Source organism: Stutzerimonas kunmingensis (assembly GCF_014764705.1).
Classification (GTDB): Bacteria; Pseudomonadota; Gammaproteobacteria; order Pseudomonadales; family Pseudomonadaceae; genus Stutzerimonas.
In genome coordinates, this window is the sequence record NZ_JACXXG010000035.1 from 1 (window position 1) to 26,843 (window position 26,843).

Annotated in this window: 23 protein-coding genes; 7 read left to right on the forward strand and 16 right to left on the reverse strand. The window is 64.6% G+C overall.

The annotated features are described in order from the left end of the window. Positions 1 to 127: 127 nt before the first annotated feature. The 6 genes from IEG05_RS19425 to IEG05_RS19450 form a co-directional block, all read right to left on the reverse strand. Complete coding sequence (locus IEG05_RS19425) at positions 128 to 1,339, reverse strand: aldose 1-epimerase family protein (protein WP_046620838.1); 1,212 nt, start codon at positions 1,337 to 1,339, stop codon at positions 128 to 130. Positions 1,340 to 1,467: 128 nt separating this feature from the next. Then, a complete protein-coding gene (locus IEG05_RS19430; RefSeq protein ID WP_191122562.1) occupies positions 1,468 to 1,938 on the reverse strand; it encodes a histidine phosphatase family protein in 471 nt (156 codons plus the stop codon). A gap of 110 nt (positions 1,939 to 2,048) precedes the next feature. Continuing rightward, complete coding sequence (locus tag IEG05_RS19435; RefSeq protein ID WP_014821952.1) at positions 2,049 to 2,471, reverse strand: HPF/RaiA family ribosome-associated protein; 423 nt, start codon at positions 2,469 to 2,471, stop codon at positions 2,049 to 2,051. A gap of 130 nt (positions 2,472 to 2,601) precedes the next feature. After that, entirely contained in the window at positions 2,602 to 3,180 is a 579-nt protein-coding gene (locus IEG05_RS19440; protein ID WP_046620834.1) for an Sbal_3080 family lipoprotein, read from the reverse strand. A 42-nt stretch (positions 3,181 to 3,222) separates the two neighbouring features. Then, positions 3,223 to 4,533, reverse strand: a complete 1,311-nt coding sequence (locus IEG05_RS19445; protein WP_046620831.1) for an NTP/NDP exchange transporter — start codon at positions 4,531 to 4,533, stop codon at positions 3,223 to 3,225. Positions 4,534 to 4,540: 7 nt separating this feature from the next. Continuing rightward, complete coding sequence (locus IEG05_RS19450) at positions 4,541 to 5,458, reverse strand: aldo/keto reductase (protein WP_191122563.1); 918 nt, start codon at positions 5,456 to 5,458, stop codon at positions 4,541 to 4,543. A gap of 222 nt (positions 5,459 to 5,680) precedes the next feature. Between IEG05_RS19450 and IEG05_RS19455 the strand changes: the two genes are divergently transcribed. Further along, a complete protein-coding gene (locus IEG05_RS19455) occupies positions 5,681 to 5,875 on the forward strand; it encodes a hypothetical protein (RefSeq protein ID WP_023447054.1) in 195 nt (64 codons plus the stop codon). Positions 5,876 to 5,892: 17 nt separating this feature from the next. Here IEG05_RS19455 and IEG05_RS19460 read toward each other — a convergent pair whose 3' ends face one another. Further along, positions 5,893 to 7,527, reverse strand: coding sequence for a methyl-accepting chemotaxis protein (locus IEG05_RS19460; protein ID WP_046620827.1), 1,635 nt, complete (start codon positions 7,525 to 7,527; stop codon positions 5,893 to 5,895). Between the two features lie 328 nt (positions 7,528 to 7,855). Between IEG05_RS19460 and IEG05_RS19465 the strand changes: the two genes are divergently transcribed. Then, complete coding sequence (locus tag IEG05_RS19465) at positions 7,856 to 9,877, forward strand: FIST N-terminal domain-containing protein (protein ID WP_046620825.1); 2,022 nt, start codon at positions 7,856 to 7,858, stop codon at positions 9,875 to 9,877. Here the strand turns inward: IEG05_RS19465 and IEG05_RS19470 are convergent. From IEG05_RS19470 to IEG05_RS19490, 5 genes are all read right to left on the reverse strand, one after another. Continuing rightward, a complete protein-coding gene (locus tag IEG05_RS19470) occupies positions 9,874 to 11,832 on the reverse strand; it encodes a RecQ family ATP-dependent DNA helicase (RefSeq protein ID WP_046620823.1) in 1,959 nt (652 codons plus the stop codon). The two genes, IEG05_RS19465 and IEG05_RS19470, sit on opposite strands and share 4 nt — an antisense overlap. 211 nt (positions 11,833 to 12,043) lie before the next feature. Further along, on the reverse strand, positions 12,044 to 12,646 hold the full coding sequence (locus tag IEG05_RS19475) for a nitroreductase family protein (RefSeq protein WP_041015312.1): 603 nt from the start codon (positions 12,644 to 12,646) through the stop codon (positions 12,044 to 12,046). Between the two features lie 163 nt (positions 12,647 to 12,809). Then, positions 12,810 to 14,354 (reverse strand): phosphoenolpyruvate carboxykinase, encoded by a 1,545-nt coding sequence (locus tag IEG05_RS19480; RefSeq protein WP_044315157.1) that lies wholly within the window; start codon positions 14,352 to 14,354, stop codon positions 12,810 to 12,812. 222 nt (positions 14,355 to 14,576) lie between these two features. Then, positions 14,577 to 15,464, reverse strand: a complete 888-nt coding sequence (hslO, locus tag IEG05_RS19485) for an Hsp33 family molecular chaperone HslO (protein ID WP_046620817.1) — start codon at positions 15,462 to 15,464, stop codon at positions 14,577 to 14,579. 117 nt (positions 15,465 to 15,581) lie between these two features. Next, on the reverse strand, positions 15,582 to 15,980 hold the full coding sequence (locus IEG05_RS19490; RefSeq protein WP_046620816.1) for an RNA-binding S4 domain-containing protein: 399 nt from the start codon (positions 15,978 to 15,980) through the stop codon (positions 15,582 to 15,584). 101 nt (positions 15,981 to 16,081) lie between these two features. On the opposite strand from IEG05_RS19490, the gene rimB reads away from it, so the two are divergent. Continuing rightward, a complete protein-coding gene (gene rimB / locus IEG05_RS19495) occupies positions 16,082 to 16,549 on the forward strand; it encodes a retropepsin-like aspartic endopeptidase RimB (protein WP_031298444.1) in 468 nt (155 codons plus the stop codon). Continuing rightward, a complete protein-coding gene (rimK, locus tag IEG05_RS19500) occupies positions 16,546 to 17,451 on the forward strand; it encodes a 30S ribosomal protein S6--L-glutamate ligase (RefSeq protein WP_003281074.1) in 906 nt (301 codons plus the stop codon). Before rimB ends, rimK begins: the two co-directional genes overlap by 4 nt. Before the next feature lie 21 nt (positions 17,452 to 17,472). On the opposite strand, the gene IEG05_RS19505 is transcribed toward rimK, so the two are convergent. Next, the gene (locus IEG05_RS19505) at positions 17,473 to 18,804 is read right to left on the reverse strand and encodes an ATP-binding protein (protein ID WP_023447045.1); all 1,332 of its coding nucleotides are present in this window, start codon (positions 18,802 to 18,804) and stop codon (positions 17,473 to 17,475) included. 76 nt (positions 18,805 to 18,880) lie between these two features. Further along, complete coding sequence (ompR, locus tag IEG05_RS19510; RefSeq protein ID WP_014821967.1) at positions 18,881 to 19,615, reverse strand: osmolarity response regulator transcription factor OmpR; 735 nt, start codon at positions 19,613 to 19,615, stop codon at positions 18,881 to 18,883. A gap of 225 nt (positions 19,616 to 19,840) precedes the next feature. On the opposite strand from ompR, the gene IEG05_RS19515 reads away from it, so the two are divergent. The 3 genes from IEG05_RS19515 to gshA all read left to right on the forward strand — a co-directional run bounded on the left by IEG05_RS19515 (position 19,841) and on the right by gshA (position 24,255). Then, a complete protein-coding gene (locus tag IEG05_RS19515) occupies positions 19,841 to 22,159 on the forward strand; it encodes a Tex family protein (RefSeq protein WP_046620810.1) in 2,319 nt (772 codons plus the stop codon). Positions 22,160 to 22,161: 2 nt separating this feature from the next. After that, the gene (locus IEG05_RS19520; protein WP_191122564.1) at positions 22,162 to 22,551 is read left to right on the forward strand and encodes a PaaI family thioesterase; all 390 of its coding nucleotides are present in this window, start codon (positions 22,162 to 22,164) and stop codon (positions 22,549 to 22,551) included. A 126-nt stretch (positions 22,552 to 22,677) separates the two neighbouring features. Next, the gene (gshA, locus tag IEG05_RS19525; RefSeq protein ID WP_191122565.1) at positions 22,678 to 24,255 is read left to right on the forward strand and encodes a glutamate--cysteine ligase; all 1,578 of its coding nucleotides are present in this window, start codon (positions 22,678 to 22,680) and stop codon (positions 24,253 to 24,255) included. 33 nt (positions 24,256 to 24,288) lie between these two features. Here the strand turns inward: gshA and argA are convergent, their stop codons facing one another. Together argA and argE are read right to left on the reverse strand one after the other, a co-directional pair. Continuing rightward, positions 24,289 to 25,587, reverse strand: coding sequence for an amino-acid N-acetyltransferase (gene argA / locus IEG05_RS19530; RefSeq protein ID WP_023447042.1), 1,299 nt, complete (start codon positions 25,585 to 25,587; stop codon positions 24,289 to 24,291). A 41-nt stretch (positions 25,588 to 25,628) separates the two neighbouring features. Then, on the reverse strand, positions 25,629 to 26,789 hold the full coding sequence (gene argE / locus IEG05_RS19535; protein WP_046620801.1) for an acetylornithine deacetylase: 1,161 nt from the start codon (positions 26,787 to 26,789) through the stop codon (positions 25,629 to 25,631). Positions 26,790 to 26,843 lie beyond the last annotated feature (54 nt).

Genomic DNA, 26,843 nt, shown 5'->3' on the forward strand with positions numbered 1-26,843 from the left:
GTGGTGCTGAAACCTGTCAAAAAGGCCTGAAGTCAGGCCTTGTGTGGACTCCGTTAGGCCAAAGCGCTTGAAAAAGCGCCAAACCGGACGGGTTGGGGCAGTTGAAGCCGAGTTTTTCAACGGCCTGTTAGTCCTTGGACAGGTCAACCAACGGCTCGTCACGAATTTCAGTGTCGCGACCGGCCTGTACCGCTTCGATCCGTTTGCGCACGGCGTCGACTGCGGCGCTATTGACCAGCAGCTCGTAACTCACGCGAAAATGCTTCTGCTCACCCGGCTCGATCTTCGGCACCAATCCCAACGGCCGTTGATAGCGGCGGTTGTAGGAAAAGCTGGTACCCGGTTCGAGGCCGGTCACGTAGCCCTGCTTCTCGGTATCGGTGTTCTTCCACAGCGAGAACACCGGTAGCTCGGCGGTATTGAAGCCGACACTGACGCCGAGATTGCCGGCGCGGTTGTGCAGCATGGTCAGGGTCTGGCCCTGTTCGTCCGCATAGGGCACCACGTTGAACACCGTCTCGTCGTAGTCCCTGGTCGGGCCGCGGTAGCGCTGCCAGTCGCTCAGCTCCTTCGCCGCGCGGGGGTTGAACGGTGAGACCTGCTTGACCGGCGCCACGAAGCGCGCGCCCTCCTCCAGCAGCGGCGTGCCGAAATTGGTGTGGTACAGAACCTGGTATTCCTTGGCGTAGTCGCCCTGATTGGTCAGCGTGTCGTGCAACGAGAATCCGGCACGACCCGGCTCGGTGCTGAGCTCGGTGACAATCGCGAAGTCGAGTTTCTTGAAGGCCTTCTCCTGCAGCTCGCCTCGCAAGCGAATGGCATAGGGCGGCTTCTCGTCGATCTGCAGCACTACCCGCGAGGCCGGAATGTTCGCCGCACGGCCATGCAGTGTGAGCAGTTCGCCATTGTCTTCGCCGGGGTGGCCGACCCACTCGAAGCCGCAACGGGTGACCAGTTCATTGAAGCCCTCGAGCCAGCCCAGCCCGCCGCGCCCGTTGAGCTCGATAAAGGCCGGGTTGACCACTTCATCCACCGGCGAATCCCAGCCCAGGCGTACCTCGCCGGCCACCGCTTCCAGCACGTTCATGCCGCGCGTGGGCACAACGGTCATGCGCATGCTGCCGTTGTCGATCTCAATCAGGCTGACGCCTTCCTGCCGGCCGCCATGCAAGGTACGCATGCTGACCGAGAATGGCGTCGGCGCGTCGATGCCCAGCTCTTCACTGGTGACGCGCCAGTTCTTCGCCGGCTTGTCGTGGTCGATCAGCACCTGTTCCCAGGCCATGGCAGGAGTGGCCAGGCAGATGCCCAGGCCGAGGAGAAGCTGCAAACGGGTCATGGGGGTTCCCTTTGTTGTTATGACTCCTGATCAAGGTAGCTGAAACGTTTCATCTGGCAAGCCAAAGCGGTTGCCGAATGACCGAAGGGAGGCGGAACGCAGCTGGACGGAGTGCTCTAGCTTGGCTTTCAGCCCTTGCTGTAGCGACTCGGCTGCCAGTAGCCGGTGAGTAGCGGCAGTGCGGGACCACGCCAGCCGCGCCGACGAAGTTGCCGGGCGATCAGCGCATTCATAATCTTGTGCCCCATCAGCAACACGCTTTCATTGGCCTCGGCCAGCTCGATCAACCGATCAGCCGCTGCGCTGGCACGCCTGGTGGATTCGCGGATGTGCTCGGTATGGCTGGCGAAGCCGAGAAACCAGGCGGTGCGAAACGCCAGGCGCCAGAAGTGCGACGGCAACAGCGGCAGTCCCCACTCGGGATACGGCAGGTGCGGCTCAGCGAACAGCGGATCAGGTAGTTCACAGCAGTCGCATTCAAGATGCGAGCGCGATTCGATGCAGCGCTGCAGGGAGCTGCAGACCACGATGCCAACCGGCGTGCTCCAGCGCGCTGCGCCGTGGTCGGGTCTGCCGTGCCGCACGAGGATGATCTGCATCTGGCTACCGGATACACGGCCCAGCCGCCAAGGCGCATGCCTGGCAGCAGGGGGATAGAAAGAGAATGAAGCGGGTGGAAACGCCCCGGCACGCAGCCGGGGCGACGGGGTCACTTGTCGAGCTCGTCCTGCTTTTCCAGGAATTCCTCTTCGAGCATCGCATCCTTGACGGCCTGAGGCTGCTCGTCGAGCAGCGGATCATTCAACTCGCCGCTGGACAGTACGCGGGTGTCCAGCTTGCCCATCAGATGCTCCAGCGCGTGCTGCATCTTGTCCGCCGCACCATCGACCGCCAGCTGCAGCGACTCGGCCTTGTGCGTCACCGACACCGCCTGATGCCCCTTGGGCCGCGCCTCGATCTGGCAACGCTTGTCATCGGCACCGGCCTTCTGCGCGTTTTCATCGCTGACATGGACTTCCACTCGGGTGAGGAAGTCGTCGAAACGCTCGAGCCGATCCTCAACGGTCGTACCGACCCACTCGTGCAGCTCGACGCTGCCAGGGATGTGGTTGCTATTGACCTGCACTTGCATACGACTACTCCTGATAGATGACGTACCTACTAGGGTTCGAGGCGTGCGCGTCGGCGAGGTTCAGGTGCTTCGTCCGGTTGCCAGACTTCGCGAGTCGACTGGCTAGCCGCCAGGAATGCATTTAAGTCGTTCATTCCTGCATCAGCGCGCGATAGCGCTGCTGGTATTGATCGTATGGAAGGTTCTCGCTCATCAGCTGCTTGAGTTGATGCTGCAGATAGGCATCTTTGCTCAGCGGCGCATTGACAGTCTTCTGTGCAACGACACCGAGGCTCTGGGCTCCGCTGGGAAACAGTTGATGGGTCAGTTCCGCGATCTTGTCCTCGGCGCTGATGAATTTGTCTGGTCGGCCGCTGCCCCAGCGAGCGTCATACTCGGCCTGACCGACCTGGCGGCCATTTTCATAGACACGAATGTCGGCATAGCTCATATACAACAGCAGGTCCCAACGCCACGTACCGGTATAGGTCGTACTTAACGGGCAACGAGCCGGGCTGCTGCCCGCGGCAAGCTGACGGGTCTTGAAGCCCTTGTCCCGAAGAAGTTGTTGATAGGTGGTATTGAAGCCAGCACGGAGCCCGACAGCCGGTATCGTGCAGATCTCGGGCGCGAGCTCAGCCGATAGATTGGCGGGTGTGACGGTCTGCTTGATACTGCAGCCGGTCATGAAAAGCATGGCGAAAAGTACGGGCAGCGGCGCGGCGCGCATGTTGACGTCCTGTCTAGAAACCAAAGAGACGGCATTGTGCCATCAAGCGGCCTGACGAGTCGTCTCGGTTCGCTTGCTGGCCAGGTCCGCTCGCCCGCCGAGGAACCAGCCCACCGCCCCCCACACTGCTGCGCATATGGCGCCGACTAGGGCAATCAGCCAGACTCCCTGACCGAGACTGTCGAGCAGGCTCTTGGCCCAGCCGCTCAGGGCATCGCCGCCGCGATAGACCACGGTGTCGATGAAGTTCTTCGCCTTGTACTTGCTCTCGGCATCCAGTGGCGCGAAGAGCATCTCGCGGCCCGGGCGGACGAAGGCGTATTCGCCGACGCGACGCACGATCATCACGGCGGCCAGCACGGCAAAGGTCGGCGCCAGAGCCAGGCCGACGAACCCGAGGCAGACCAGCGCCGGCACGGCGGCCAGCAGAATCCGCACGCCGAGCCGCTGTGCGATGCGCCCGGTGATGAACAGCTGCGACAGCAAGGCACCCGCCTGCACCACGAAATCGATCGCACCGAACACCCGCACCTGCTCGGCACGATCCGGAAACAGCTCGGCGACCAGCCTTGCCTGTTCGAAGTAGAGAAAGGTGCTGGCGGTAGTCAGCAGCAGCACGAACGCCGCGATGCCGAGCAGATAGCCCGAGCCCAGCACCCGCGTCAGGCCACTGAATGGATTGCCCGCTACCGGTCGCCGTGGACTCTCGGCATGTTCGGCGCCGGGACGGCCGGCACCCCGTTCCTCGCGCCAGACCATCAGGTAGTGCTTGAGCGCGACCGCGGCGATCAGCAAAAGCGCCGCCAGCAGCATCAGCCCGAACTGACCGAGCACACCGACCAACAGCGCGCTCGTCGCCGGTCCGACCAGCCCGCCCACGCTGGCACCAGCAGCGATGAAGGCGAACAGCCGGCGCGCCTGTGGCGCGTCGAATACATCGGCCATCAGGCTCCAGGCGACCGAGACCACGAACAGGTTGTAGACCGAGATCCACACGTAGAACACCCGCGCCAGCCAGACGCTGTCTCCGAGCAGGAAGAACAGCCCCGCGAACACGAGCAGGTTGACGCAGAAAAAGCCGTACACCCAGTCGATGTAATGGATGCGCGCGACCCGCGAGTTGAGCCAGGCGAACAGTGGCACCGCCACCAGCATGGCGATGAAGGTCGCTGTGAACAGCCACTGCAGGTTCTCGACGCCACCCTGAATGCCCATCGACTCGCGAATCGGCCGCAGCATGAAGTACCCAGAGAACAGGCAGAAGAACAGGCTGAACCCGGCCAGCGCAGCACGCAGTTCGCCCGGGCGGGCATTGATCAGCGCGGCTCCTCGAGCGGCTAGCGAAGTCGGCATTCGGCGCTCAGCGGAAGGCGTCGACGATCATCTGCCGCTGCCGCGCATCCGGCAGCCGCCCCTGTCCGGCGAGCAAGTTGTCGGCGATGTAGCGCGGGTTGGAAGTCGCCGGTATGACCGCAGTTACAGCCGGCTCGGCAAGGATGAACTTGAGTAGCAGCTGCGCCCAGGAGCTGGCATCGATCTCCACCGCCCAGGCCGGCAGCGGCTTGCCCTTAACCCTGGACAGCAGGTTGCCACGGGTAAACGGCCGGTTGATCAGCGTGGCGATGCCGTGGTCGGCGCAGTACGGCAGCAGCTGCTTCTCGGCGTTGCGCTCGCCCACCGAATAGTTGAACTGCACGAAGTAGACCTTCTTCCGCTTCAGCGTCTCCAGCAGGCGATCGTGGGCCGACTCCAGATAGTGGGTCACGCCGATGTAGCGCACCCGCCCCTCCTGCTTGAGTTCGCGTAGCAGGCCGAGCTGGGTGCGGGTGTCCTGCAGGTTGTGCACCTGGATCAGGTCGATGGTGTCGGTCTGCAGCGCCTTGAAGCTCGCTTCAATCTGCGCCATGCCGCGTTCGCGACCGCTGGAGGATACCTTGCTGGCGAGGAAGACCTTGTCGCGCTGGCCGTGGCGCTCGACCAGCTCACCGACGACGCGCTCGGCATTGCCGTAGCTCGGTGCGGTATCGATCAGCGATGCGCCGCCATCGACCAGCACGCGCAGCACCTCGAGCAGCCGCGTCATCTCGGGATCGTCCAGGGCCACGTCATGGGTGCGTGACGTGCCGAGGCCGATGACGGGTAGCATCTCGCCGGTGGAAGGAATCTCGCGTCGACGCAGCGCCTCGGCTGCCCGCACCAGCGACGGCAACAGCGGACCGAGCGCCAGCATCGCTGCGGCCACGGCTGTACGTTGAATGATCTGGCGGCGCGTCGGCATGGGTGGGGTCTCCGGTCGTTTGCGGTATCGACCTCTGAGTATGGTCGGGCCATCCCGCGATACCGGCCCGGCGACGTACGGAGCTTTTCCTGATGTTTCAGAGCGACGCAAGGCGTAAGGAAGCGACGCCACGGTGGTGGCAATATGCCTTTATTTGCGCTTTACTGCGCCGATTCCGATGCCTGCTGCGTTGACGGCGGGTAGATAACTGTCGAGCCGAGCATGTCCTGCAACCTACCCCAGTCGCGCCAGCCGAGCCCCGGCGGCAAAGCACCTGCCGCGTCGCGCCCGCCCCGTGCACGCTCCAGGCTGAGCAGCCTCTGCTATGCCGCCGGACTGCTGCTGGTGTTCATTCTCAGCCTGCTTCTGCTGCCGAACGACAGCGGTCTGGGTCGGCTGCTGTGGGGCTCGCTGTAGCGGCAGCGCGCCCGGCCTCAGGTGCGGAAACGGCCAACCAGTTCCGCCAGCGTCTTCGACAGCCCGGACAGCTGTTGACTGGCGAGCATGCTCTGCGAGGAATAAGTGGCCGCCTCGTTGGACAGGTCACGGATATCGGTGATGTTGCGTGCGATTTCCTCGGTAACGCTGCTCTGCTCCTCGCACGCGGTGGCGATCTGGGCGGCCATATCATTGATGCGCTGCACCGACACGGAGGTTTCCGCCAGCACCTGATCGACGCCGGATGCCCGCTCGACACTGTCTCGCGCTTTGTCACTGCCGGTCTGCATGGCCTGTACGGCCTTGTCGACGCCGCTCTGCAGGCGCTCGATGCGCGCCTGGATATCCTTGGTCGAATCCTGCGTGCGCGCGGCCAGTGCCCTTACCTCGTCGGCCACCACGGCGAAACCGCGGCCCTGCTCACCGGCGCGCGCGGCCTCGATGGCGGCGTTGAGCGCGAGCAGATTGGTCTGCTCAGCGATGCCGCGAATCACTTCGAGCACCGCGCCGATGCTGGCGGTTTCCTCGGCAAGCGCACCGATGGTCTGCGATGCGCCTTCGACCTCCCCGGCCAGCTGGCGGATCGACTGGATGGTACTGCTGACCACCGACGCGCCCTGGCGTGACTGGGTTTCCGCCGCACGCGCGGCGTCCGATGCGTTCTGCGCATTGAGCGCGACTTCGTGCACCGCTGCGCTCATCTCGGTCGCCGCGGTGGTCACCTGATCGACCGCGGCGTGTTCGCTGCTGATCAGCTGATCGTTGGTTTCAGCCATCGCCGCCATGCCACGCGCGGCGGTCTCGACCTCAGCGGTAACCCGTCCTACCTCGGCGATCAGCGGCTGCAGTTTGTCGAGAAAGCGGTTGAAGGCATTGCCGAGCTGGCCCAGCTCGTCAGCCGAATGCACCTCCAGGCGGGCGCGCAAGTCGCCATCGCCATCGGCGATCTGCTTCAGCCGATCAAGCAAACGGCGCATCGGGCGCAGCACCACCAGCGGCAGGCCGAGGATGAGCAGTGCACAACCGAGCAGGCCGATAACCAGTACCGCAGCTTGCTGGCTCGATGTCGCCGCGCCCTCGGCGATCGCCGCCGCGCCCTCGGCCTCGGCGGCTGCGCCTTCGAGTTCGCCGAGCTTGTCGATGGCATCGCGCATGGCATCGAAGCGCACCTCGCTGTCACCAAAGCTCAACGCGCTGGCGGCCTGAGGATCGAGATCGACCTGCTCGATGACCCGCTGCGATACCGCGGACCATTGCTGAAAGCCGCCATTGAACTGCTCGACCAGCGCCAATGCCTCAGCGCCCGGTTGCATGGCTGCGTACTTCTGCACACGATCGTAGGCCTGCTTGAGGTTTTCCGCATGGCTGGCCTTGAGTGCCTGCACATGCTCGCCAGCATCGCTGTCGAGCAGGCTGCGCTCGGCGACGAAGGCCTGATACAGGTCGCGATCGGCATTGAGCAGCAAGCCGATGGCCGGCAGATGGCGCGTGGCCAAGACCTCGCTGGAATCGGTGACGCGCTCGATGCCACGCATCCCGAAAACGCCCATCAGCACCAGCAATAGGGCCAGCGCCGCAATGGGCAAGGTGATCTTCCAGCGGAATCCGAGATCGGTGAACAGGCGGGGCATGGCGTCGCTCCTCGAGAGGCTTTCCTTGCTATCGGCTACAACAACTGCGGCAACAGGCCACCGGTCGACAATTGCACAGCCACGCGCGTCTTCCGTTGCGCCACATCAAGAGGAGTCACCGCCTCACCCAGTACTTCCGGATGAAGACCATGGTTGCATGGCGATCTTCGATCCGGCGGCCGATAACGTGGCTGACGGTGACGGCGCCGAACGGGCATGCAGCTCGCGGCCGGGGTGCCGATAACAAAAAATGTAGCCTCTGATCGACGGCTGATCAGTGCGGGAGCGGCCAAGTTTCCCGCTTCCCTTCCTCAAGCGAGTAACGCCCATGATTTCGCTCTCCCGATTCAAGCCAGGCCACACGCAATCCAGCGGCACGGCGAGCCTGCTCTGCTCGGCTCACCAGCTTGCCCAGCAGCTCGCCACCCTGCGCTTCAACCCGACCTACATTGCCGGTTTCGTCTCGCCGCACGTGGATCTGGATGAGGTCGCCAGGCAGGTAGCGCAGCGCTTTCCGCAGGCGACGATCAGCCTGTGTACCACCGCGGGCGAGCTGTCCAGCGAGGGCCAGCGGCTTTACTGTGCCACCGGCGCGCAGTGGGATCGGGTGGTGTTGCAGCTGTTCGACGCCAGCGTCATCGCCGCCGCCGAGATCGTCCGCGTGCCGCTGGAGTGCGAGGACATCCGCGGCGGGGGTCAGCGGCTGTCGATGGGCGAGCGCATCGCGCGCCTCACGGCGTCCATTAAGCGGGTGCAGGTGTCGATGAAGATCGACTACCGCGACACGCTGGCGAACATCTTCTTCGACGGCCTCTCCGCTTCGGAATCCTTCTTCATGGAGGCCCTGTACGAGTCCGGTCGTTTCCCCTGCCTGTTCGTCGGCGGCTCGGCCGGCGGCAAGCTGGATTTCCAGAAGACCCAGCTGCATGACGGCAAGCGCAGCTACCAGAACCATGCACTGATCGTCTTCCTCAAGTGCGCGCGGGACGTACGCTTCGGCGTCTTCAAGAGCCAGAACTTCGAGCCCACGCCACTCAGCCTGAACGTACTCAGCGCCTCCCTGGAGGACCGTTACATCAGCCAGGTGGTCGACTCACGCGGCAACATCCGCACGATGGTCCAGGCGCTGTGCGAGGCGCTCAAATGCGCGCCGCAGGAGCTGGAGCAGCGGCTCTCGGACTACTCCTTCGCCATTCGCGTCGGCGAGGAAGTGTTCGTCCGCTCGATCTCGCAGATCGACTTCGCCAACGAGCGCGTGCACCTGTTCTGCGACGTCGCCCCCGGCGAAGAGCTGATCATGGTCAAGCGCACCCCGTTGGCCGAGACCACCCGCCGCGACTATCAACAGTTCATGCGCAACAAGCCCGGCAAGCCGCTGGTGGGCATCCTCAACGACTGCATCCTGCGCCGGCTGAACAACGAGCAGGCACTGGGCGGCATGGACCCGGTGTTCGATGACGTGCCGGTGGCCGGTTACTCGACCTTCGGCGAGATCCTCGGCCTCAACCTCAACCAGACCCTCACCGCGGTGTTCTTCTTCCGCACCAACGGCAAGGAAGAGTTCCACGACGAGTACACCGACAACTTCATCGCCTACCACGGCGAGTTCAAGGCGTTTTTCCTGCGCCGGCAGATCAAGAAGCTGACCGGCCTGAGCCAGGTGGTGGTCAAGCAGATCGAGCAGTTCAAGCGCCAGGACTACAGCAGCGCGGTGGACATCAATGGCCTCGACGAACACATCCGTCCGGTGTTCCGCGGCCTGGCCGACCTTGGCCAGGTCCTGTCTCAGGCCGACCATGAGCGGCAGTCCATGTCCGAGCAGCTGAGCCAGTGCGCCAACGAGCTGCACGGCTCGATGGACGACCTGACGCTGAACATCAACCAGCAGGGTACCGTCATCGAACAGGCCGGCAGCTCGGTCAAGCAGATGGTCCACCAGGCCGACGAGGTGGTCAGCAGCGCCCGCGACCTGGCGCAGTCCAGTCAGCGCATCCAGTCGGTGGTGCAGACTATCCAGCAGATCGCCGGGCAGACCAACCTGCTGGCGCTCAATGCGGCGATTGAGGCGGCGCGCGCCGGCGACATGGGCCGCGGCTTTGCGGTAGTGGCGGATGAGGTGCGCAAGCTGGCCGAGATCACCGGCAAGAACGCCGAGGAAATCGGCACCGACATCGACCGCCTGGCCAGCGAGATTCGCGCGGTGGCGCAACACATCGAGACGCAATCGGCCGGTGTCGGCTCGCTGACCGGGCTGCTCGATGCACTGGAGAACTCAAGCAACCTCACCGCTGGCACCTCACGCCAGACCAAGGGCGTCGCCGACCGGCTGATCGGCCTGACCGCGCGCTAAGGCTGTTCGCCGATGGCCAGCGTCAGGCGCGCGCGAACCTCGGCGTAGGGATAAGCCTCCAGCGAGGCGAAGCCTGGGATCTGGCGCGCCTTGAGCTTGGTGAACACCGGCACGCTGATGCCGCAGAGAAAGCGCGTCAGGCACTCGGCGCTGGGCGCACCGCCCTTCAGCTGCGCGAAGCGCTGAATGAATTCGGCGCAGCGGGCGGCCAGGTCAATCTGTTCCAGTGGCGCCATTGCCGGCGGTTCCGGCAGTTTCGCGACCTGTCCGTTGCAGACAGAGCAATGCCCGCAGTGCTGCGGCGCCTGCAAGTCACCGAAATACCCGGCCAACCGCTGGCTCAGGCATTCACTGGATTCGAACAGCGCCAGCATGTTGTCGATACGGGTGATCTCGCTCGCTTCGTGCTGCTTGAAGTATTCATGCAGTTCAATGCTCAAACCCTCTGCGTCGAAGTTTGGATCGAGCAGCGCATAGACATCGGTCATCTGCTTGCTCTCCAGCTCGATCCAGCCCTTTTCCTGGAAGTACTCCAGGGCCTTTACCACCCGCCCACGGTCCGCACCGTGCTGCTGGTAGAGTGCATCGAAATCCAGCGTGCACCAGGTCCTTGCCCGCGCCGAGCTGTGCACGATGGCCTCGACGAACTGCCGCCGCTCACCTTCGAATTTCGCGACCAGCACCTCGGGTTCGAGCAGGTACTTGAAGCGGTATTCGGCGAAATAGGCGAAGCGTGGCGCGATGATGCCGCGCAGCTCCAGCTGCACCAGCAGGGTTTTCAACGGCAGCTGGCGGATGTTGCTCTGGTCCGATAGCTGGTTGAGCATCAGCTCCCATTGTCCGCTGCCCTTTTGATCAGGAGCAGCCGCCTGCAGCAGCTCGTCGAGCACGCAGCGGATGCCCTCGCGCTCCGGTGTGTCGCCATAGACAAAATTCTGCAGCACGCTGAGGCTGTCCCGGTTGGCCAGCACCAGACAATCCGAAGCATTGCCGTCGCGCCCTGCCCGACCGATTTCCTGACTGTAATTTTCCACCGACTTGGGCAGGTCGTAGTGCACCACGTTGCGGATGTCCGCCTTGTCGATGCCCATGCCGAAGGCGATGGTAGCGACGATGCAGTTCAGCTCGCCCGCCATGAAGCGGCGCTGGATCGATTCGCGCAGCTCGTGCGCCATACCCGCGTGATAGGCGCTGGCCGGGAAGCCGCGCTGCGCCAGATGCTCGGCAACCTGCTCGGCCGTCTTCTGCTGGGTGACGTAGACGATGGTCGGCTGACCACTCTTGTCGGCCAGCCATTCCACAAGCCGGCGCTGCTTGTTAAAGCCGCTGACCGGTTCCACCAGCAGATTGAGATTGGGCCGGTAGAAGCCGGTAGTCACGACGTCGTCCGGCGCAATCGAGAATTTGGCCTGCATATCGGCGATCACCGGCGGTGTCGCCGTGGCGGTCAGCAGCAGCACCTGCGGGATATTGAATTGACGCTGGTAGTCGGGAAGCTTGAGGTAATCCGGGCGGAAGTTGTGCCCCCACTCGGAAATGCAATGCGCCTCATCGACGACCAGCAACGAGATCGGCACCTGGCTGATGAAGTTACGGAAGCGTTCGTTCTTCAGCCGCTCCACTGAAATCATCAGGATCTTCAGTTCACCGGACTTGGCGCGCGCCATGGTTTCGCTCGCCTGCTCGCGGCTCTGCGCTGAATCGATGCTTGCCGCCGCGATGCCGTGCCGATGCAGGAACGCCAGCTGGTCCTGCATTAGCGCCAGCAAGGGCGAAACCACCAGGGTCAGATGCGGCAACAACAATGCCGGCAGTTGATAGCACAGGGATTTGCCCGAGCCGGTGGGAAAGATCGCCGCCGCCGAGCGGCCGGCCACCACGGCACGGATGGCCCGCTCCTGGCCGGGGCGGAAGCCGTCGTAGCCGAATGTGGCGGCGAGGGTCTGTTCGATCATGCTGAGTCACTCCTTTGACTGGAGGCCGGAGGGTAGCAAACGGAGGGAGACGGTACTGCAAAGCGGCTGACATGTGCGGCCGGTCGTCGGAGCGCGTGGCCATCAGCTCAGCGATGGCCCTGGGCGGGCCGGATGGGACTTTGAGGTGGGCAAAGTTGGCGGCCAGCTGGCCCAGGCGGAAGGACGCATTGCGCGCCCTTCGCCAGAAGACTCAGAAGCGGTCGCGAATCACCACCTCATCGAACGGCAACTTGCCGATCCGCGGCTTCGGCTCAGCAGCGCGCTTGCCGACCGCGACCATCAGCGCAATGACATGGTTGTCCGGCAGGTTGATCAGCTTGCCGACCGCGTCGAAATCGAAGCCATCCATCGGGCAGGAATCCAGGCCCTTGGCCCGTGCCGCGAGCATCAGCGTCTGCGCCATCAGGCCGCAACTGCGCATGGCTTCGTCACGCTGGACCTGCGGCTTGTCGCGGTAGTAGGCATCGATGGCGCCGGCCATAAAGTTCTGCACCTCGCCTGGCGCACCATCCCAGACCCGGCGGACATTCTTTTCCCAGCTGTCGACCTGCGCGCAGATCACCACCAGCATCGAGGCATCGGTCATCTGCGCCTGGTTCCAGCCCACCTCGCGGATCTGCGCCCGCAGCGCAGGGTCGCTCACCTCGACGAAGCGCACGTGCTGCAGGTTGAAGGCAGAGGGTGCCAGCAGTGCCAGTTGCAGCAGCTCGTCCTTCTCCTCCCGGCTGAGCTGGAAGCTCGGGTCGTAGACTTTGACGGCGCGACGGGTGCGGATGGCTTCTACGGTATTCATGACGCTTCCTCGTGATCCACAGTGGCGCCATGCTAAGGGCGCCGACCAATCGAATCCATGCGCCTTGACCGATAAGAATCATCGACGCCTTTGATCCGAATCACCACCCGGCACAAACGAAAAAGCCGCCCGGAGGCGGCTTTTCGATAACGCAGCAGGCAGCTTAGAGCTGCGGGCCGGCGTTGCGGATGGCGTCGGAGACATCGAACTTCTTGAAGTTCTCGACGAACTTGGCTGCCAGTTCCTTTGCGGCCTGGTCGTAGGCGCTCTTGTCGGCCCAGGTGTTGCGCGGGTTCAGCAGCTGGGTATCGACGCCGGCGACGGCCTTCGGCACGTCCAGATTGATGATCGGCAGGTGCTCGGTCTCGGCACCGATCAGCGCGCCGCTCTGAATCGCCGCGATCACCGCACGGGTGGTCGGGATGTTGAAGCGCTTGCCGACGCCGTAGCCACCACCGGTCCAGCCGGTGTTGACCAGGTAGACCTTGGAGCCAAAGCCGTTGATACGCTTGATCAGCAACTCGGCGTACTCGCCAGCCGGACGCGGGAAGAACGGCGCGCCGAAGCAGGTGGAGAAGGTCGACTTGATGCCGCTGCCCGAACCCATTTCGGTGGAACCGACCAGCGCGGTGTAGCCGGACAGGAAGTGGTAGGCAGCTTGCTCGTTGTTCAGGATCGACACGGGCGGCAGTACGCCGGTCAGGTCGCAGGTCAGGAAGATCACCGCGTTCGGCTCACCGCCGAGGTTCTTCTCGGAGCGCTTCTCGACATGCTGCAGCGGGTACGCGGCGCGGCTGTTCTGGGTCAGGCTGGCGTCGGCGTAGTCGGGCAGACGGGTGCGCTCGTCGAGCACCACGTTCTCCAGCACGGCGCCGAACTTGATAGCCTTCCAGATCACCGGCTCGTTCTTCTCGGACAGGTCGATGCACTTGGCGTAGCAGCCACCCTCGATGTTGAACACGCGGCCAACGCCCCAGCCGTGCTCGTCATCGCCGATCAGGTAGCGGCTCTCGTCGGCCGACAGGGTGGTCTTGCCGGTGCCGGACAGACCGAAGAACAGAGTGGTGTCGCCATCTTCGCCGATGTTGGCGGCACAGTGCATCGGCAGCACGTCGACGTCCGGCAGCAGGAAGTTCTGCACGGAGAACATGGCTTTCTTCATTTCACCGGCGTACTGCATGCCGGCGATCAGCACCTTCTTCTCGGCGAAGTTGATGATCACGCAGCCATCGGAATTGGTGCCGTCACGCTCGGGTACGCACTGGAAGAACGGTGCGTTGAGGATGCGCCACTCGCTCAGGCTGGCCTGGTTGAACTGTTCCGGGGTGATGAACAGGCAACGGCCGAACAGGTTGTGCCAGGCGGTCTCGGTGGTCATCTTGACCGGCAGGTAGTGCTCGGGATCGGCACCGACATGGACGTAGGAGACGAAGCTGTCACGCTCGGCGATGTAGGCTTCGACGCGGTTCCACAGTGCTTCGAAGTTGCCGGCCGGGAACGGACGGTTGATCGGGCCCCAGGCAATCTTGTGCTGGGTGCTCGGCTCTTCGACGATGAAGCGGTCAGCCGGAGAACGACCCGTGCGGTGCCCGGTCTTCACCACCAGAGAGCCATTGGCGGACAGTTCGCCCTCTCCGCGCTTGACGGCTTCTTCAATCAGTTGAGCGGTGCTGATGTCGGTGTACACGGCGTTGGTGGCTTGCGTCATGAGTGTTCCCGTCGGCCTTGGGCCGATTCCTCCATGCTGTTGTAGCCCGCCGAGCGACGAACTACATCGAAAAAAGTGCGCGCGATTATGCCAGATAATGCACCGCGCTGGGTATGAGCGCCGTGATGGCCAAATAGTTCACTGGCTGGCTGCAGGTCCATCCCTGTCTCATTCCTTAGCGTACTGGCGCTCCGCGGATGGCTGCCGAGCGCCAGGCGCCGCTCAATGACGGGTGCCCGAGGGCGCGTCGCTGCCGCCACCGGCGAAAAGCTGGGCCACGTCCGCGGCATCATAGGTGTACTTCTCGTTGCAGAACTGGCAATCGATGCTCACCGCACCGCCCTGCTCGACCACGAGTTGCTGGGCGTCTTCCTCGCCCAGGCTGATCAGCGCACGGGCCGAGCGCTCCCGCGAGCAGCTGCAGCGAAAGCGGATCGGCAGCGCGTCGAACAGGCGCAGCTGCTCCTGATGGTAGAGCCGGTGCAACAGCGTCTCGGCATCCAGCCCGAGCAGTTCCTCGGCCGTCAGGGTGTCGGCCAGGGTGCGCAGGTGCTCCCAGCTGGCGTCACGCTCGTCGGCATCCTTGATTCGATCGGCCGGCAACTGCTGCAGCAGCAGGCCGCAGGCCCGGCGGCTGTCGGCATTGAGCCAGAAGCGCGTCGGCAGCTGCTCGGACGCAACGAAGTAGTTGGTCAGGCATTCCGCCAGGTTGACCCCGTCCAGGCCGACGATGCCCTGGTAGCGCTGGCCGTTGGCCGGATCGACGGTGATCGCCAGCATGCCCTCGGGCATCAACTCGGCCAGCGTTGCGCCCGTCTCGATCTGCTCGGCGTGGTAGCGCGCGATGCCGCGCACCTCCCGGGCACTGGAGCACTCGACCATCAGCAGCGGGACGGCTCCGCTGGAACGCGCCTGGAGAATCAGCAGCCCGTCGAACTTGAGCGTGCCGACCAGCAGCGCGGCAGCGGCGAGCAGCTCGCCAAGCAGCTGGGCGACGGGCTCGGGGTAGGTGTGCTTGGCCAGCACGTGCTGGAAGCTCTCGTCCAGCGTGGCGATTTCGCCGCGAACGTCGGAATCGTCGAAGATAAAGCGCTGAGTTTGGTCGGACATGCCGGGGCTCGCTGGAACGGCGGAGGAAGCCGGCGATTTTAGGCGCAAAGCCGGCCCGGACCAAGGGCGGCTGCCGGACGGCCTCGTGAGTGATGCAGCTCGCCAGCGTTGCGAAGATCAGTCCGGCTTGTAGTCGCGCAGGTACTGGATCTGCCGGCGCTGCTTCTTGCTCGGCCTCCCATCGGTCTGCAGCCCCAGCGCACCGGCCTTGCGCTGCGCCGCCGCTTCCTCGCGCGCGGCCAGGCTTTGCGACGTTTCCTCATAGAGTGTTTGCGCCTCGGGCGCTCCGCGGCGCACCGCCGACAAAGCGCGGACGACCACCGTGCGCTCGTCGAAACCGATGCGGATCAGCAGCTCGTCGCCCACCTTCGGTTCCTTGCTCGGCTTGCAACGCTCGCCACGACAGTGCACCTTGCCACCCTCGATGGCCGCCTTGGCCAGCGCACGGGTCTTGAAGAAGCGCGCAGCCCACAGCCACTTGTCCAGGCGCACCTTGTCGTCGTCTTTTTCGGCCATCGTCCAGCTCTATCCTCTACACGTCGTTCTAGGGTGTTACAGACGGATGCAGTTGTCATGCACCCCGACTAGAATGCCGGCAAATTCTTCGGACGCTCCCATTGAAGAGACTCGACCCCCATACCGTGATCGGTCTGCGTGAATGGATCGCCCTGCCGGATCTCGGCGTGGTGGGCCTGCGCGCGAAGGTCGATACCGGGGCCAGCACATCGGCGCTGCATGCTACCGAGATCAGCGAGTTCGAACGCGACGGTCAGCGCTGGGTCCGATTCACCGCCCACCTGGGCACGCTGGTACAGCGCCGCCACCGCTGCGAGGCACCGCTGGTCACGCGCAAGCTGATCAAGAGTTCCAACGGGCAGGTGCAGACGCGCTACGTGGTGCGAACATTGCTTGCACTCGGCAGTCATGTCTGGCCGGTGGAGTTCACCCTGACCTGCCGCAAGACCATGCGTTATCGCCTGCTGCTCGGTTCAAAGGCACTGGTCGAAGGGCAATGGCTGATCGATCCGTCGCGAACCTATATCCAGGACAAACCCCAGATCCTCACTTCCTCCGGTGCTCCATGAAAATCGCCGTGCTGTCGCGCAATCCGCGCCTGTATTCCACCCGACGCCTGGTCGAAGCCGGCCAGCAGCGGGGCCATGAGGTGGTGGTGATCGATACGCTACGCGCGTACATGAACATTGCCAGCCACAAGCCGCAGATCCATTACCGCGGCAAACCGCTGGAAGGCTTCGATGCGGTGATCCCGCGCATCGGCGCCTCGGTGACCTTCTATGGCTGTGCGGTGCTGCGCCAGTTCGAGATGCAAGGCGTGTTCCCACTCAACGAGTCAGTCGCCATCGCCCGCTCGCGGGACAAGCTGCGTGCGCTGCAACTGCTGTCGCGCCGCGGCGTCGGCCTGCCCGTGACCGGCTTCGCCCACTCGCCGGATGACATTCCCGACCTGATCCAGATGGTCAACGGCGCCCCCCTGGTGATCAAGGTTCTGGAGGGCACCCAGGGCATCGGCGTGGTGCTCTGTGAAACCGAGAAGGCCGCCGAATCGGTGATCGAGGCCTTCATGGGGCTCAAGCAGGACATCATGGTGCAGGAGTACATAAAGGAAGCCGGCGGCGCCGACATCCGCTGCTTCGTGGTCGGCGACAAGGTCATCGCGGCGATGAAGCGCCAGGCCAAGCCCGGCGAGTTCCGCTCCAACCTGCACCGTGGCGGCTCCGCCAGCCTGATCAAGATCACCCCGGAAGAACGCATGACCGCCATCCGTGCGGCGAAGGTGATGGGCCTGAACGTCGCCGGCGTCGACATCCTGCGCTCAAACCATGGCCCGCTGGTGATGGAGGTCAACTCCTCGCCGGGCCTGGCCGGCATCGAAGAGACCACCGGCAAGGACGTCGCCGGGCTGATCATCCAGTACCTGGAGAAGAACGGCGGGCCGCACCTGACCCGTACCAAAGGCAAGGGCTGATTCCGCCTCGTGGCGAACCGGCTACTCGGCCGGTTTGCCCTGCACCGCATCGCGCGGCAGCAGCAATCCCAGCGGCAGGCTGACGCGCGCCTCCAAACCACCGCCCTCACGGTTGCGCAACTCGACGATGCCGCCGTGCTGTGAAGCGATGCGTTTGACGATCGCCAGACCCAGCCCGGCGCCCTGCCCGCCACGAGCGCGATCACCGCGGATGAACGGATTGAAGATGCATTCCAGCTCGGCGGGATCGATCCCCGGGCCGCGGTCGAGCACGCTCAGCACCACGTAGGGCGCGTGCTGGTCGCCCGACACATAAGCCGCCACCTCCACCCCGCCGCCGCCGTAGCGCAAGGCGTTCTCAATGAGGTTGACCAGCAGCCGCTTGACCGATACCCGACGCAGGGCGAACGGCGGCATCGGCTCGACGCACAGCCGCACGATCTCCTGCTGCTGGTTGTAGGGTGCCACCACTTCGCGGATCAGCTCACCGAGGTCGGTGGTTTCCACCGGTTCATCGCTGCCGTCGCGGACGAAGGCGAGGAACTGATCGAGGATCGCATTCATGTCCTCGACATCACGAATCATGTCGTCGGTCAGCTCGTCATCGCTGCTCATCAGCTCCAGCGACAGGCGCAGGCGCGTCAATGGCGTGCGCAGATCGTGGGAAACCCCGGCCAGCATCAGTTCGCGCTCCCGGCCAGCCTGCTCGACGTCCTCGGCCATCTGGTTGAAGGCGCGATAGACCTCGGTCATCTCGCTCGGCGTATCGCTGATCGGCAGGCGCACGCGCCGGCCCTTGCCGATCTGCCGCGCGGCGAAGACCAGCCGCTTGAGCGGCAGATTGAGCTGGCTGACGAAGATCCACGCCGCCCCGGTAGACAGCAGGCCGATACCGAGGAACCAGCCGAGCACGCTCCAGATGCGCTGGCCACGCAGCGGATAGGCGTACAGCGGCACCTGCACCCAGTCCGGCCCCAACGCAGGCGCGCGCACCCAGATCGCCGTGGACGGCTGGATACGCACGCGCACCTCGGTATCGTCGCCCAGCTCGTCGCGCATCTGCCGCTGGAAGATCTCGGTGTAGGGCCAGTGGTATTCGCTGCGCGGCACGTTCTGCTCGGCCACCAGCTGCAGGCCGGCGGCGCGACCGATACGGTCGCGGTCTTCGAGATCGGCGGCCCAGTAGGCACGCAGCGTCAGTGCCGCGCCGTGGCTGTACTGGCGGTCAACCAGCACGTCCTCGTTGGTCATCAGATAGACCAGCGTCAGGACCTTGGAGAACAGCACCACGATCAGCACCATCCACAGGGTGCGGGCGAAGAAGCTTTGCGGGAACCAGAGCGGAGTTTTCATGAAGTCCCGGCGACAGGCCCAGGACGGCAGGCCGCGAGCGTAACGCGCTCGCAGCCTGCAGCAGGCCGCAACCAACTCATTTGTTGCCGTCCGGCACGAATACGTAACCCACACCCCAGACGGTCTGGATATAGCGCGGCTTGGACGGGTCCGGCTCGATCAGCCGGCGCAGGCGGGATATCTGCACGTCGATGGAGCGCTCCAGTGCATCCCACTCGCGCCCGCGGGCGAGGTTCATCAGCTTGTCGCGGGTCAGCGGCTCGCGTGCGTGCTGGACCAGCGCCTTGAGCACGGCAAACTCACCGGTGGTGAGCATGTGCACTTCGTTGCCCTTCTTCAGCTCACGCGTGGCCAGCGACAGCTCGTACTCGCCGAAGGTGACGGTCTCGTCCTCGCTGGCCGGCGCGCCCGGAACCTGCGGCGCCTGCCGACGCAGCACCGCACGAATGCGCGCGAGCAGCTCACGGGGGTTGAAGGGCTTGGCCAGGTAGTCGTCGGCACCCTGCTCCAGGCCCTGAATGCGACTGGCCTCGTCGCCCTTGGCGGTGAGCATGATGATCGGAATCTGATTGTTGCCCTCGCGCAGCCGGCGGCACGCAGACAGACCATCCTCACCCGGCATCATCAGGTCAAGCACCACCAGCTGGAATAGCTCGCGGCTGAGCAAACGATCCATCTGCTCGGTGTTTTCCACGGTACGGACGCGGTAGCCCTGCTCGTCGAGAAAACGCTCGAGCAGACGTCGCAGACGGGCATCGTCATCGACGATGAGGATTTTTTCGCCTTCGCTGGCTGGCGCAGTGCTGCTCATGGAAACTCCCAGATGGTCGACGGCGCATTATTGCGCAGTGTGGATCGGCCCTACTGACAGCCATTGTTAGCAGATTTTTCGTCGAACGGCCGATTCCCGAAGCATTCGCCCCAGAACGGCGACCGCTCACCGGCAATCGGTTGAGGTCGGCCGTCGCAGTTCCCCTATAATCGCCGGCTTTCGCGCAGGCCCGGCCTGCATGGTTTGACTGACCCAGGTAGGTTCATGGACAGCATCAATTCCCGTATCGCCAACGAGCTGGGCGTGCGCCCGCAACAGGTCGCCGCCGCCGTGGCGCTGCTCGACGAAGGCTCCACCGTTCCCTTCATCGCCCGCTACCGCAAGGAAGTCACCGGCAGCCTCGACGATACCCAGCTGCGCAACCTGGAAGAGCGCCTGCGTTACCTGCGCGAGCTGGACGACCGCCGCGTCTCGATCCTCGCCAGCATCGAGGAACAGGGCAAGCTGACCCCCGAGCTCAAGCGCGAGATCGACCTCGCCGACACCAAGACCCGCCTCGAAGACCTCTACCTGCCCTACAAGCAGAAGCGCCGCACCAAGGGCCAGATCGCCCTCGAAGCCGGCCTTGGCGAGCTGGCCGATGCGCTGTTCGGCAACCCGGAGCTCTCTCCGGAGCAGGAAGCCGAGCGATTCATCGACGCCGAGAAGGGTTTTGCCGATGTGAAAGCGGTGCTCGAAGGCGCCAAGTACATCCTCATGGAGCGCTTCGCCGAAGACGCCGACCTGCTGGCCAAGCTGCGTGACTTCCTCAAGCACAACGCGACCCTCAGCGCCCGTGTAGTGCCGGGCAAGGAAAGCGAAGGCGCCAAGTTCAGCGACTACTTCGAGCATGACGAAGTGCTGAAGAACACCCCTTCGCACCGCGCGCTGGCGATTTTCCGCGGCCGCAACGAAGGCATCCTCAGCGTCAGCCTGAAGGTCGGCGATGAAGCGCCGGGCAGCATGCACCCGGGCGAAGGCATGATCGGCGAGCGCTTCGGCATCGCCAACCGCGGCCGCGCCGCCGACAAGTGGCTCGGCGAAGTGGTGCGCTGGACCTGGAAGGTCAAGCTTTACACCAGTCTGGAAACCGACCTGCTCGGCGAGCTGCGCGACAAGGCCGAAGACGAGGCGATCTCGGTATTCGCCCGCAATCTGCATGATCTGCTGCTCGCTGCACCGGCTGGCCCGCGCGCGACCCTGGCGCTGGACCCGGGCCTGCGCACCGGCTGCAAAGTGGCGGTGGTCGACGCCACCGGCAAGTTGCTGGAAACCGCCACCGTCTACCCGCACGCACCGCGTAACGACTGGGACGGCACCCTGGCGATTCTCGCCAAGCTCTGCGCCAAGCATGCGGTCGACCTGATCGCCATCGGCAACGGCACCGCCAGCCGCGAGTCGGACAAGCTGGCCGGCGAGCTGATCAAGAAAGTGCCCGGTCTCAAGCTCACCAAGATCATGGTCAGCGAAGCCGGCGCCTCGGTGTATTCGGCCTCGGAACTGGCGGCCAAGGAATTCCCCGATCTGGACGTTTCCCTGCGCGGCGCCGTGTCCATCGCCCGCCGCCTGCAAGACCCGCTGGCCGAGCTGGTGAAGATCGACCCGAAATCCATTGGCGTCGGTCAGTACCAGCACGACGTCTCCCAGCTCAAGCTGGCGCGTTCGCTGGACGCGGTGGTCGAGGACTGCGTGAACGCCGTCGGCGTCGACGTGAATACCGCTTCCGCCGCCCTGCTGGCGCGCATCTCCGGCCTCAACTCGACGCTGGCGCAGAACATCGTGCAGTTCCGCGATGCCAATGGTGCGTTCAAGTCCCGCAGCGAGCTGAAGAAGGTACCGCGCCTGGGCGACAAGACCTTCGAACAGGCCGCCGGCTTCCTCCGCGTGATGAACGGCGACAACCCGCTGGACGCCTCCGCCGTGCACCCGGAAACCTATCCGCTGGTCAAACGCATCGCCGCCGATACCAACCGCGACATCCGCTCGCTGATCGGCGACTCGGCGTTTCTCAAGCGCCTGGACCCCAAGCAGTTCACCGACGAGAGCTTCGGCTTGCCGACTGTCACCGACATCCTCAGCGAACTGGACAAGCCCGGCCGCGATCCGCGCCCGGAGTTCAAGACCGCCGAGTTCCAGGAAGGCGTCGAGAAGCTCAGCGACCTGGAGCCGGGCATGGTGCTCGAGGGCGTGGTGACCAACGTGACCAACTTCGGCGCCTTCGTCGACATCGGCGTGCATCAGGACGGCCTGGTGCACATCAGCGCGCTGTCGGAGAAGTTCGTCAAGGACCCGTACGAAGTGGTCAAGGCCGGTGACATCGTCAAGGTCAAGGTCATGGAAGTGGACATCCCGCGCCAGCGCGTCGGCCTGTCCATGCGCATGAGCGATACGCCCGGCGCCAAGACCGACGGCCCGCGTGGCGGCGCCGGCAAGCCACGCGGCAACGCGCCGCGCAGCGAGCGCCATGCCAAGGAAGAAAAGCCGGCACCGGCCAATGCCGCCATGGCCGCGCTGTTCGCCAACGCCAAGCAGCTGAGGAAGTAGGCATGAGCATTCAAGTCGAGGCGGTGGGCAGCTCCAGCGCCTTCGGCCGCCTGCTCGGCCTGGAGATTCACCAGGTCGGCAACGGCGAGGCGGTGCTCGGCCTGAGCATGCACGACGGCCTGCGCAACCTGCACGGCAAGCTGCACGGCGGCGCGCTGTTCTCGCTGATCGACACCGCCATGGGCCAGGCCAGCCACAGCCTGGGCGATGGCTCGCCGAACAGCGTCACGCTCGAATGCAAGGTCAACTACATCCGCCCGGTGAGCGACGGCGAGCTGCGTTGCCGCGCCTGGGTGGTGCACGGCGGCCGGCGGACCCAGGTGCTGGAAGCCGAGGTCCATCAGGGCGAGAAACTGATCGCCAAGGCCCAGGCAACCTTCGCCTGCCTCTAACGGCCTGTGCCACCAGCCGCCGGCGGAGTCGGCACGACTGACCTGTGGTCGAAGCAACGCTGCCTCTTGTGAAGCGGCATTTCCACCCCCATATTGGGCCGACTGTCGCGTGAAGGAATCCACAAGTTGAGCGCTCTTCTCACCCACCGCCTGGCATTGCTGGCCGAGCCGTCCCATCTGCCGCTGCTCAGTCAATGCCTGCACGGGATCGAGCGCGAATGCCTGCGCGTCGATGCCCACGGCCATCTGGCCATGACGCCGCACCCCATTGCGCTGGGCTCGGCGCTGACCCACCCGCAGATCACCACCGATTATTCCGAGGCGCTGCTGGAGTTCATCACCTGCACTGACCAGGACCCTCGCAATACCCTGGCCGAGCTGGAGGCGATCCATCGCTTCACCTACGCCAAGCTCGGTGATGAATACCTGTGGAGCCCGTCGATGCCCTGTCCGCTGCCGAGCGAAGCGGACATCCCGATCGCCGAATACGGCAGCTCCAACATCGGCCGGCTCAAGCACGTCTATCGCCAGGGCCTGGCCCTGCGCTACGGCAAGACCATGCAGTGCATCGCCGGCATCCACTACAACTTCTCGCTGCCCGAGGCGCTGTGGCCGGTACTGCAGGCCGATGATGGCGATACCCGCTCGGCCCAGGACTACCGCTCGACGCGCTACATCGGCGTGATCCGCAACTTCCGTCGTTACAGCTGGCTGCTGATGTACCTGTTCGGCGCCTCACCGGCGCTGGACGCTGGCTTCCTGCGCGGGCGCCCGCATCAGCTCGAGGCGCTCGACGCTGACACCCTGTACCTGCCGTACGCCACCAGCCTGCGCATGAGCGATCTGGGCTACCAGAACAATGCCCAGGCCGGATTGACGCCCTGCTACGACGACCTGGCGAGCTACACCGAGAGCCTGTTCCGCGCCGTCTCCACGCCGTATGCCCCCTACGAGGCGATGGGCATCAAGGATGCCGCCGGCAACTGGCAGCAGCTCAACACCAACGTGCTGCAGATCGAAAACGAGTACTACTCGAACATCCGCCCGAAGCGCGTCACCGCCACCGGCGAACGACCGTTGCAAGCGCTGCGCGCGCGCGGCATCCAGTACATCGAAGTGCGCTGCCTGGACATCAACCCCTTCCTGCCGCTGGGGATCGACCTCAACGAAGCGCGCTTCCTCGACGCCTTCCTGCTGTTCTGTGCGCTGGACGAGAGCCCCTGCCTGGCCGACGGCGAATGCAGCGCGGCCACCGATAACTTCCTCAGGGTGGTCAAGGAAGGCCGGCGGCCGGGACTCGAGCTGCAGCGTTGTGGCGAGAACGTCATGCTCAGTGACTGGGCCAACCAGTTGCTTGACGAGATCGGCCAGGTTGCCGGCCTCCTCGACTGCAGCCATGCTGACTCCCGGCACGCCGAGGCGCTCGCCGAGCAGCGCGCCAAGGTCGCCGACAGCAGCCTGACGCCGTCCGCACGCGTACTTGACGAGCTGCGCCGCAGCGGTGAGAGCTTCAGCCAGTTCGCCATGCGCCAGACCCTGGCCCACGCCGACTACTTCCGCAGCCAGGCACCGAGTGCAAGCGAGCTGGATCAGTTCGAATCCGCCGCGCATCAGTCGCTGGAGCGCCAGGCGGAGATGGAAGCGACGGACGAGCTGGATTTCGACAGCTTCGTCGTCGAGTACCAGCGCGGTCTTAGTCTCTAAACAAACGGCGGGCGCAACGCCCGCCGGCACACTTCAGAGCGGTTTCTCGAAGATCTTCGAATTACGCTGAAAGTTGTACAACGAAGCCCGCGCGGCCGGCAGACGGTCGACGCTGATCGGCTCGAAGCCGCGCTCCTGGAACCAGTGCGCGGTGCGTGTGGTGAGCACGATCAACTTCTTCAGCCCCAGCGCCCGGGCACGCTCCTCGATGCGTTCGAGCAGCTCATCGCCGCGACCGCCGTGGCGGTATTCCGGATTGACCGCCAGGCAGGCGAGCTCGCCGGCATCCGAGTCGGCAATCGGATAAAGCGCCGCACAGGCGATGATCAGGCCGTCACGCTCGACGATGCTGAACTGCTCGACCTCGCGCTCCAGCACCTCGCGCGAGCGCCGCACCAGGATGCCCTGCTCCTCCAGCGGCGTGATCAGATCGATCAGCCCGCCAACATCCTCGATGGTCGCCTCGCGCAACTGCTCGAACTGCTCCTGGGTTACCAGCGTGCCGCCGCCATCGCGGGTGAACAGCTCGTTGAGCAGGGCACCGTCGTCGGCGTAGCTGACCACATGACTGCGCCGCACGCCGCCGCGGCAGGCCTGCGCGGCGGCGTCGAGCAGCTCGGCCTGGTATTGGCTGCCGAGGCGTTCGACATAGGCCGGAATCTGCTGCGGACGCAGCTCGCGCACCAGCTTGCCGCTTTCGTCGAGCAAGCCCGGCTCGGCGCCGTAGAGCACCAGCTTGTCGGCCTGCAGATCGATGGCCGCACGCGTGGCGACATCCTCGCAGGCCAGGTTGAAGATCTCGCCAGTCGGCGAATATCCCAGCGGCGACAGCAACACGATGGTGCGCTCGTCCAGCAGCCGGCCGATGCCCTTGCGGTCGATACGGCGTACTTCGCCGGTGTGATGCAGATCGACGCCATCGAGCACGCCGATCGGCCGCGCGGTGACGAAGTTGCCACCGGCCACACGCAGTCGCGCGCCCTGCATCGGCGACGCCGCCATATCCATCGACAGCCGTGCCTCGAGGGCGATGCGCAACTGGCCAACCGCGTCGATCACGCACTCCATGGTCGGCGCGTCGGTGACGCGCAGATCGCGATGGAAGCGCGGTTCGATGCCACGGGCGGCCAGGCGCGCCTCGATCTGCGGACGCGAGCCGAATACCAGCACCAGGCGTACACCAAGGCTGTGCAGCAGCACCAGGTCGTGGACGATGTTGGCGAAGTTGGCGTGCTCCAGGCCGTCGCCCGGCAGCATGACGACGAAGGTGCGGTCACGGTGCGAGTTGATATAGGGCGAGGAGTCGCGAAGCCAGGTGACGTAGTCGTGCATGTAAAAGCCTTCGTGGCGGGTTCTATTCGTCTGTATTGGAGTCAGTTCGCGGCGGTCTGCGGCTGCAGGCAGTAGTGCTCGATCATCCGACGCAGCAGCTGCACGGTCGGTTCGATGCGCTCGAGCTGCAGGTATTCGTCGGGTTGGTGCGCGCAGGCGATGTCGCCGGGCCCCAGCACCAGCGTTTCGCAGCCGAGCTGCTGAAGATAAGGCGCTTCGGTGGCAAACGCCACCGCCTCGGCCTGGTGCCCGGTGAGGCGCTCGGCCAGCCGTACCAGCTCGCTTTCCGCCGCCTGCTCGAAGGCTGGCACCGCGGGGAACAGCGGCGCCAGGTCGATTTTCACCTGGTGCTGCTCGGCCAGCGGCTGCAGGCGCTGGCGGATGATCGTCCGCAGCTGCTGCGGGTCCATGCCCGGTAGCGGGCGCAGATCGAACTCCAGCGAACATTGCCCGCAGATGCGGTTGGGGTTGTCGCCGCCATGGATGCAGCCGAAGTTGAGCGTCGGCTTGGGCACGTCGAACAGCGGGTTGTCGTATTCGCCCTGCCACTGGCGGCGCAGCGTCATCATCTCGCCGATCACGCCGTGCATGGCTTCCAGCGCGCTGTGACCATAGGCCGGGTTCGACGAATGCCCGCTCTGTCCGAGGATGTCGATGCGCTCCATCATGATGCCCTTGTGCAGGCGTACCGGGCGCAGGCCGGTGGGCTCGCCGATCACCGCAGCACGCCCGAGCGGGCGACCGGCTTCGGCCAGGGCACGGGCGCCGGACATCGAACTCTCTTCATCGCAGGTGGCGAGAATCAGCAATGGGCGGCGGAACGGCTGCTCCAGCAGCGGCCGAACCGCCTCGATGATCAGGGCAAAGAAGCCTTTCATGTCGCAGCTGCCGAGGCCGTACCAGCGGTCATCGGCCTCGCGCAGCTTCAGTGGATCGGACTGCCACAGCGCGGCATCGAACGGCACGGTATCGCTGTGCCCGGCCAGCACCAGCCCGCCGGGACCACTGCCATAGCTGGCGAGCAGGTTGAATTTCCCCGGCGCTACTTCCGGCGTTTCGCAGGTGAATCCCAGCTCACCGAGCCAGGCCGCGAGCAACTCGATCACGGGACGATTGCTCTGATCCCAGCCCGGCTGCGTACAGCTGACCGAGGGTGCCGCGAGGAGCGCAGCGAACTGCTCCTTGAATGATGGAATGGGCACCGGCTACCTCCGTGATGCAATCGGAACGAGCCTGCAGTGAAGCATGAAACGCGC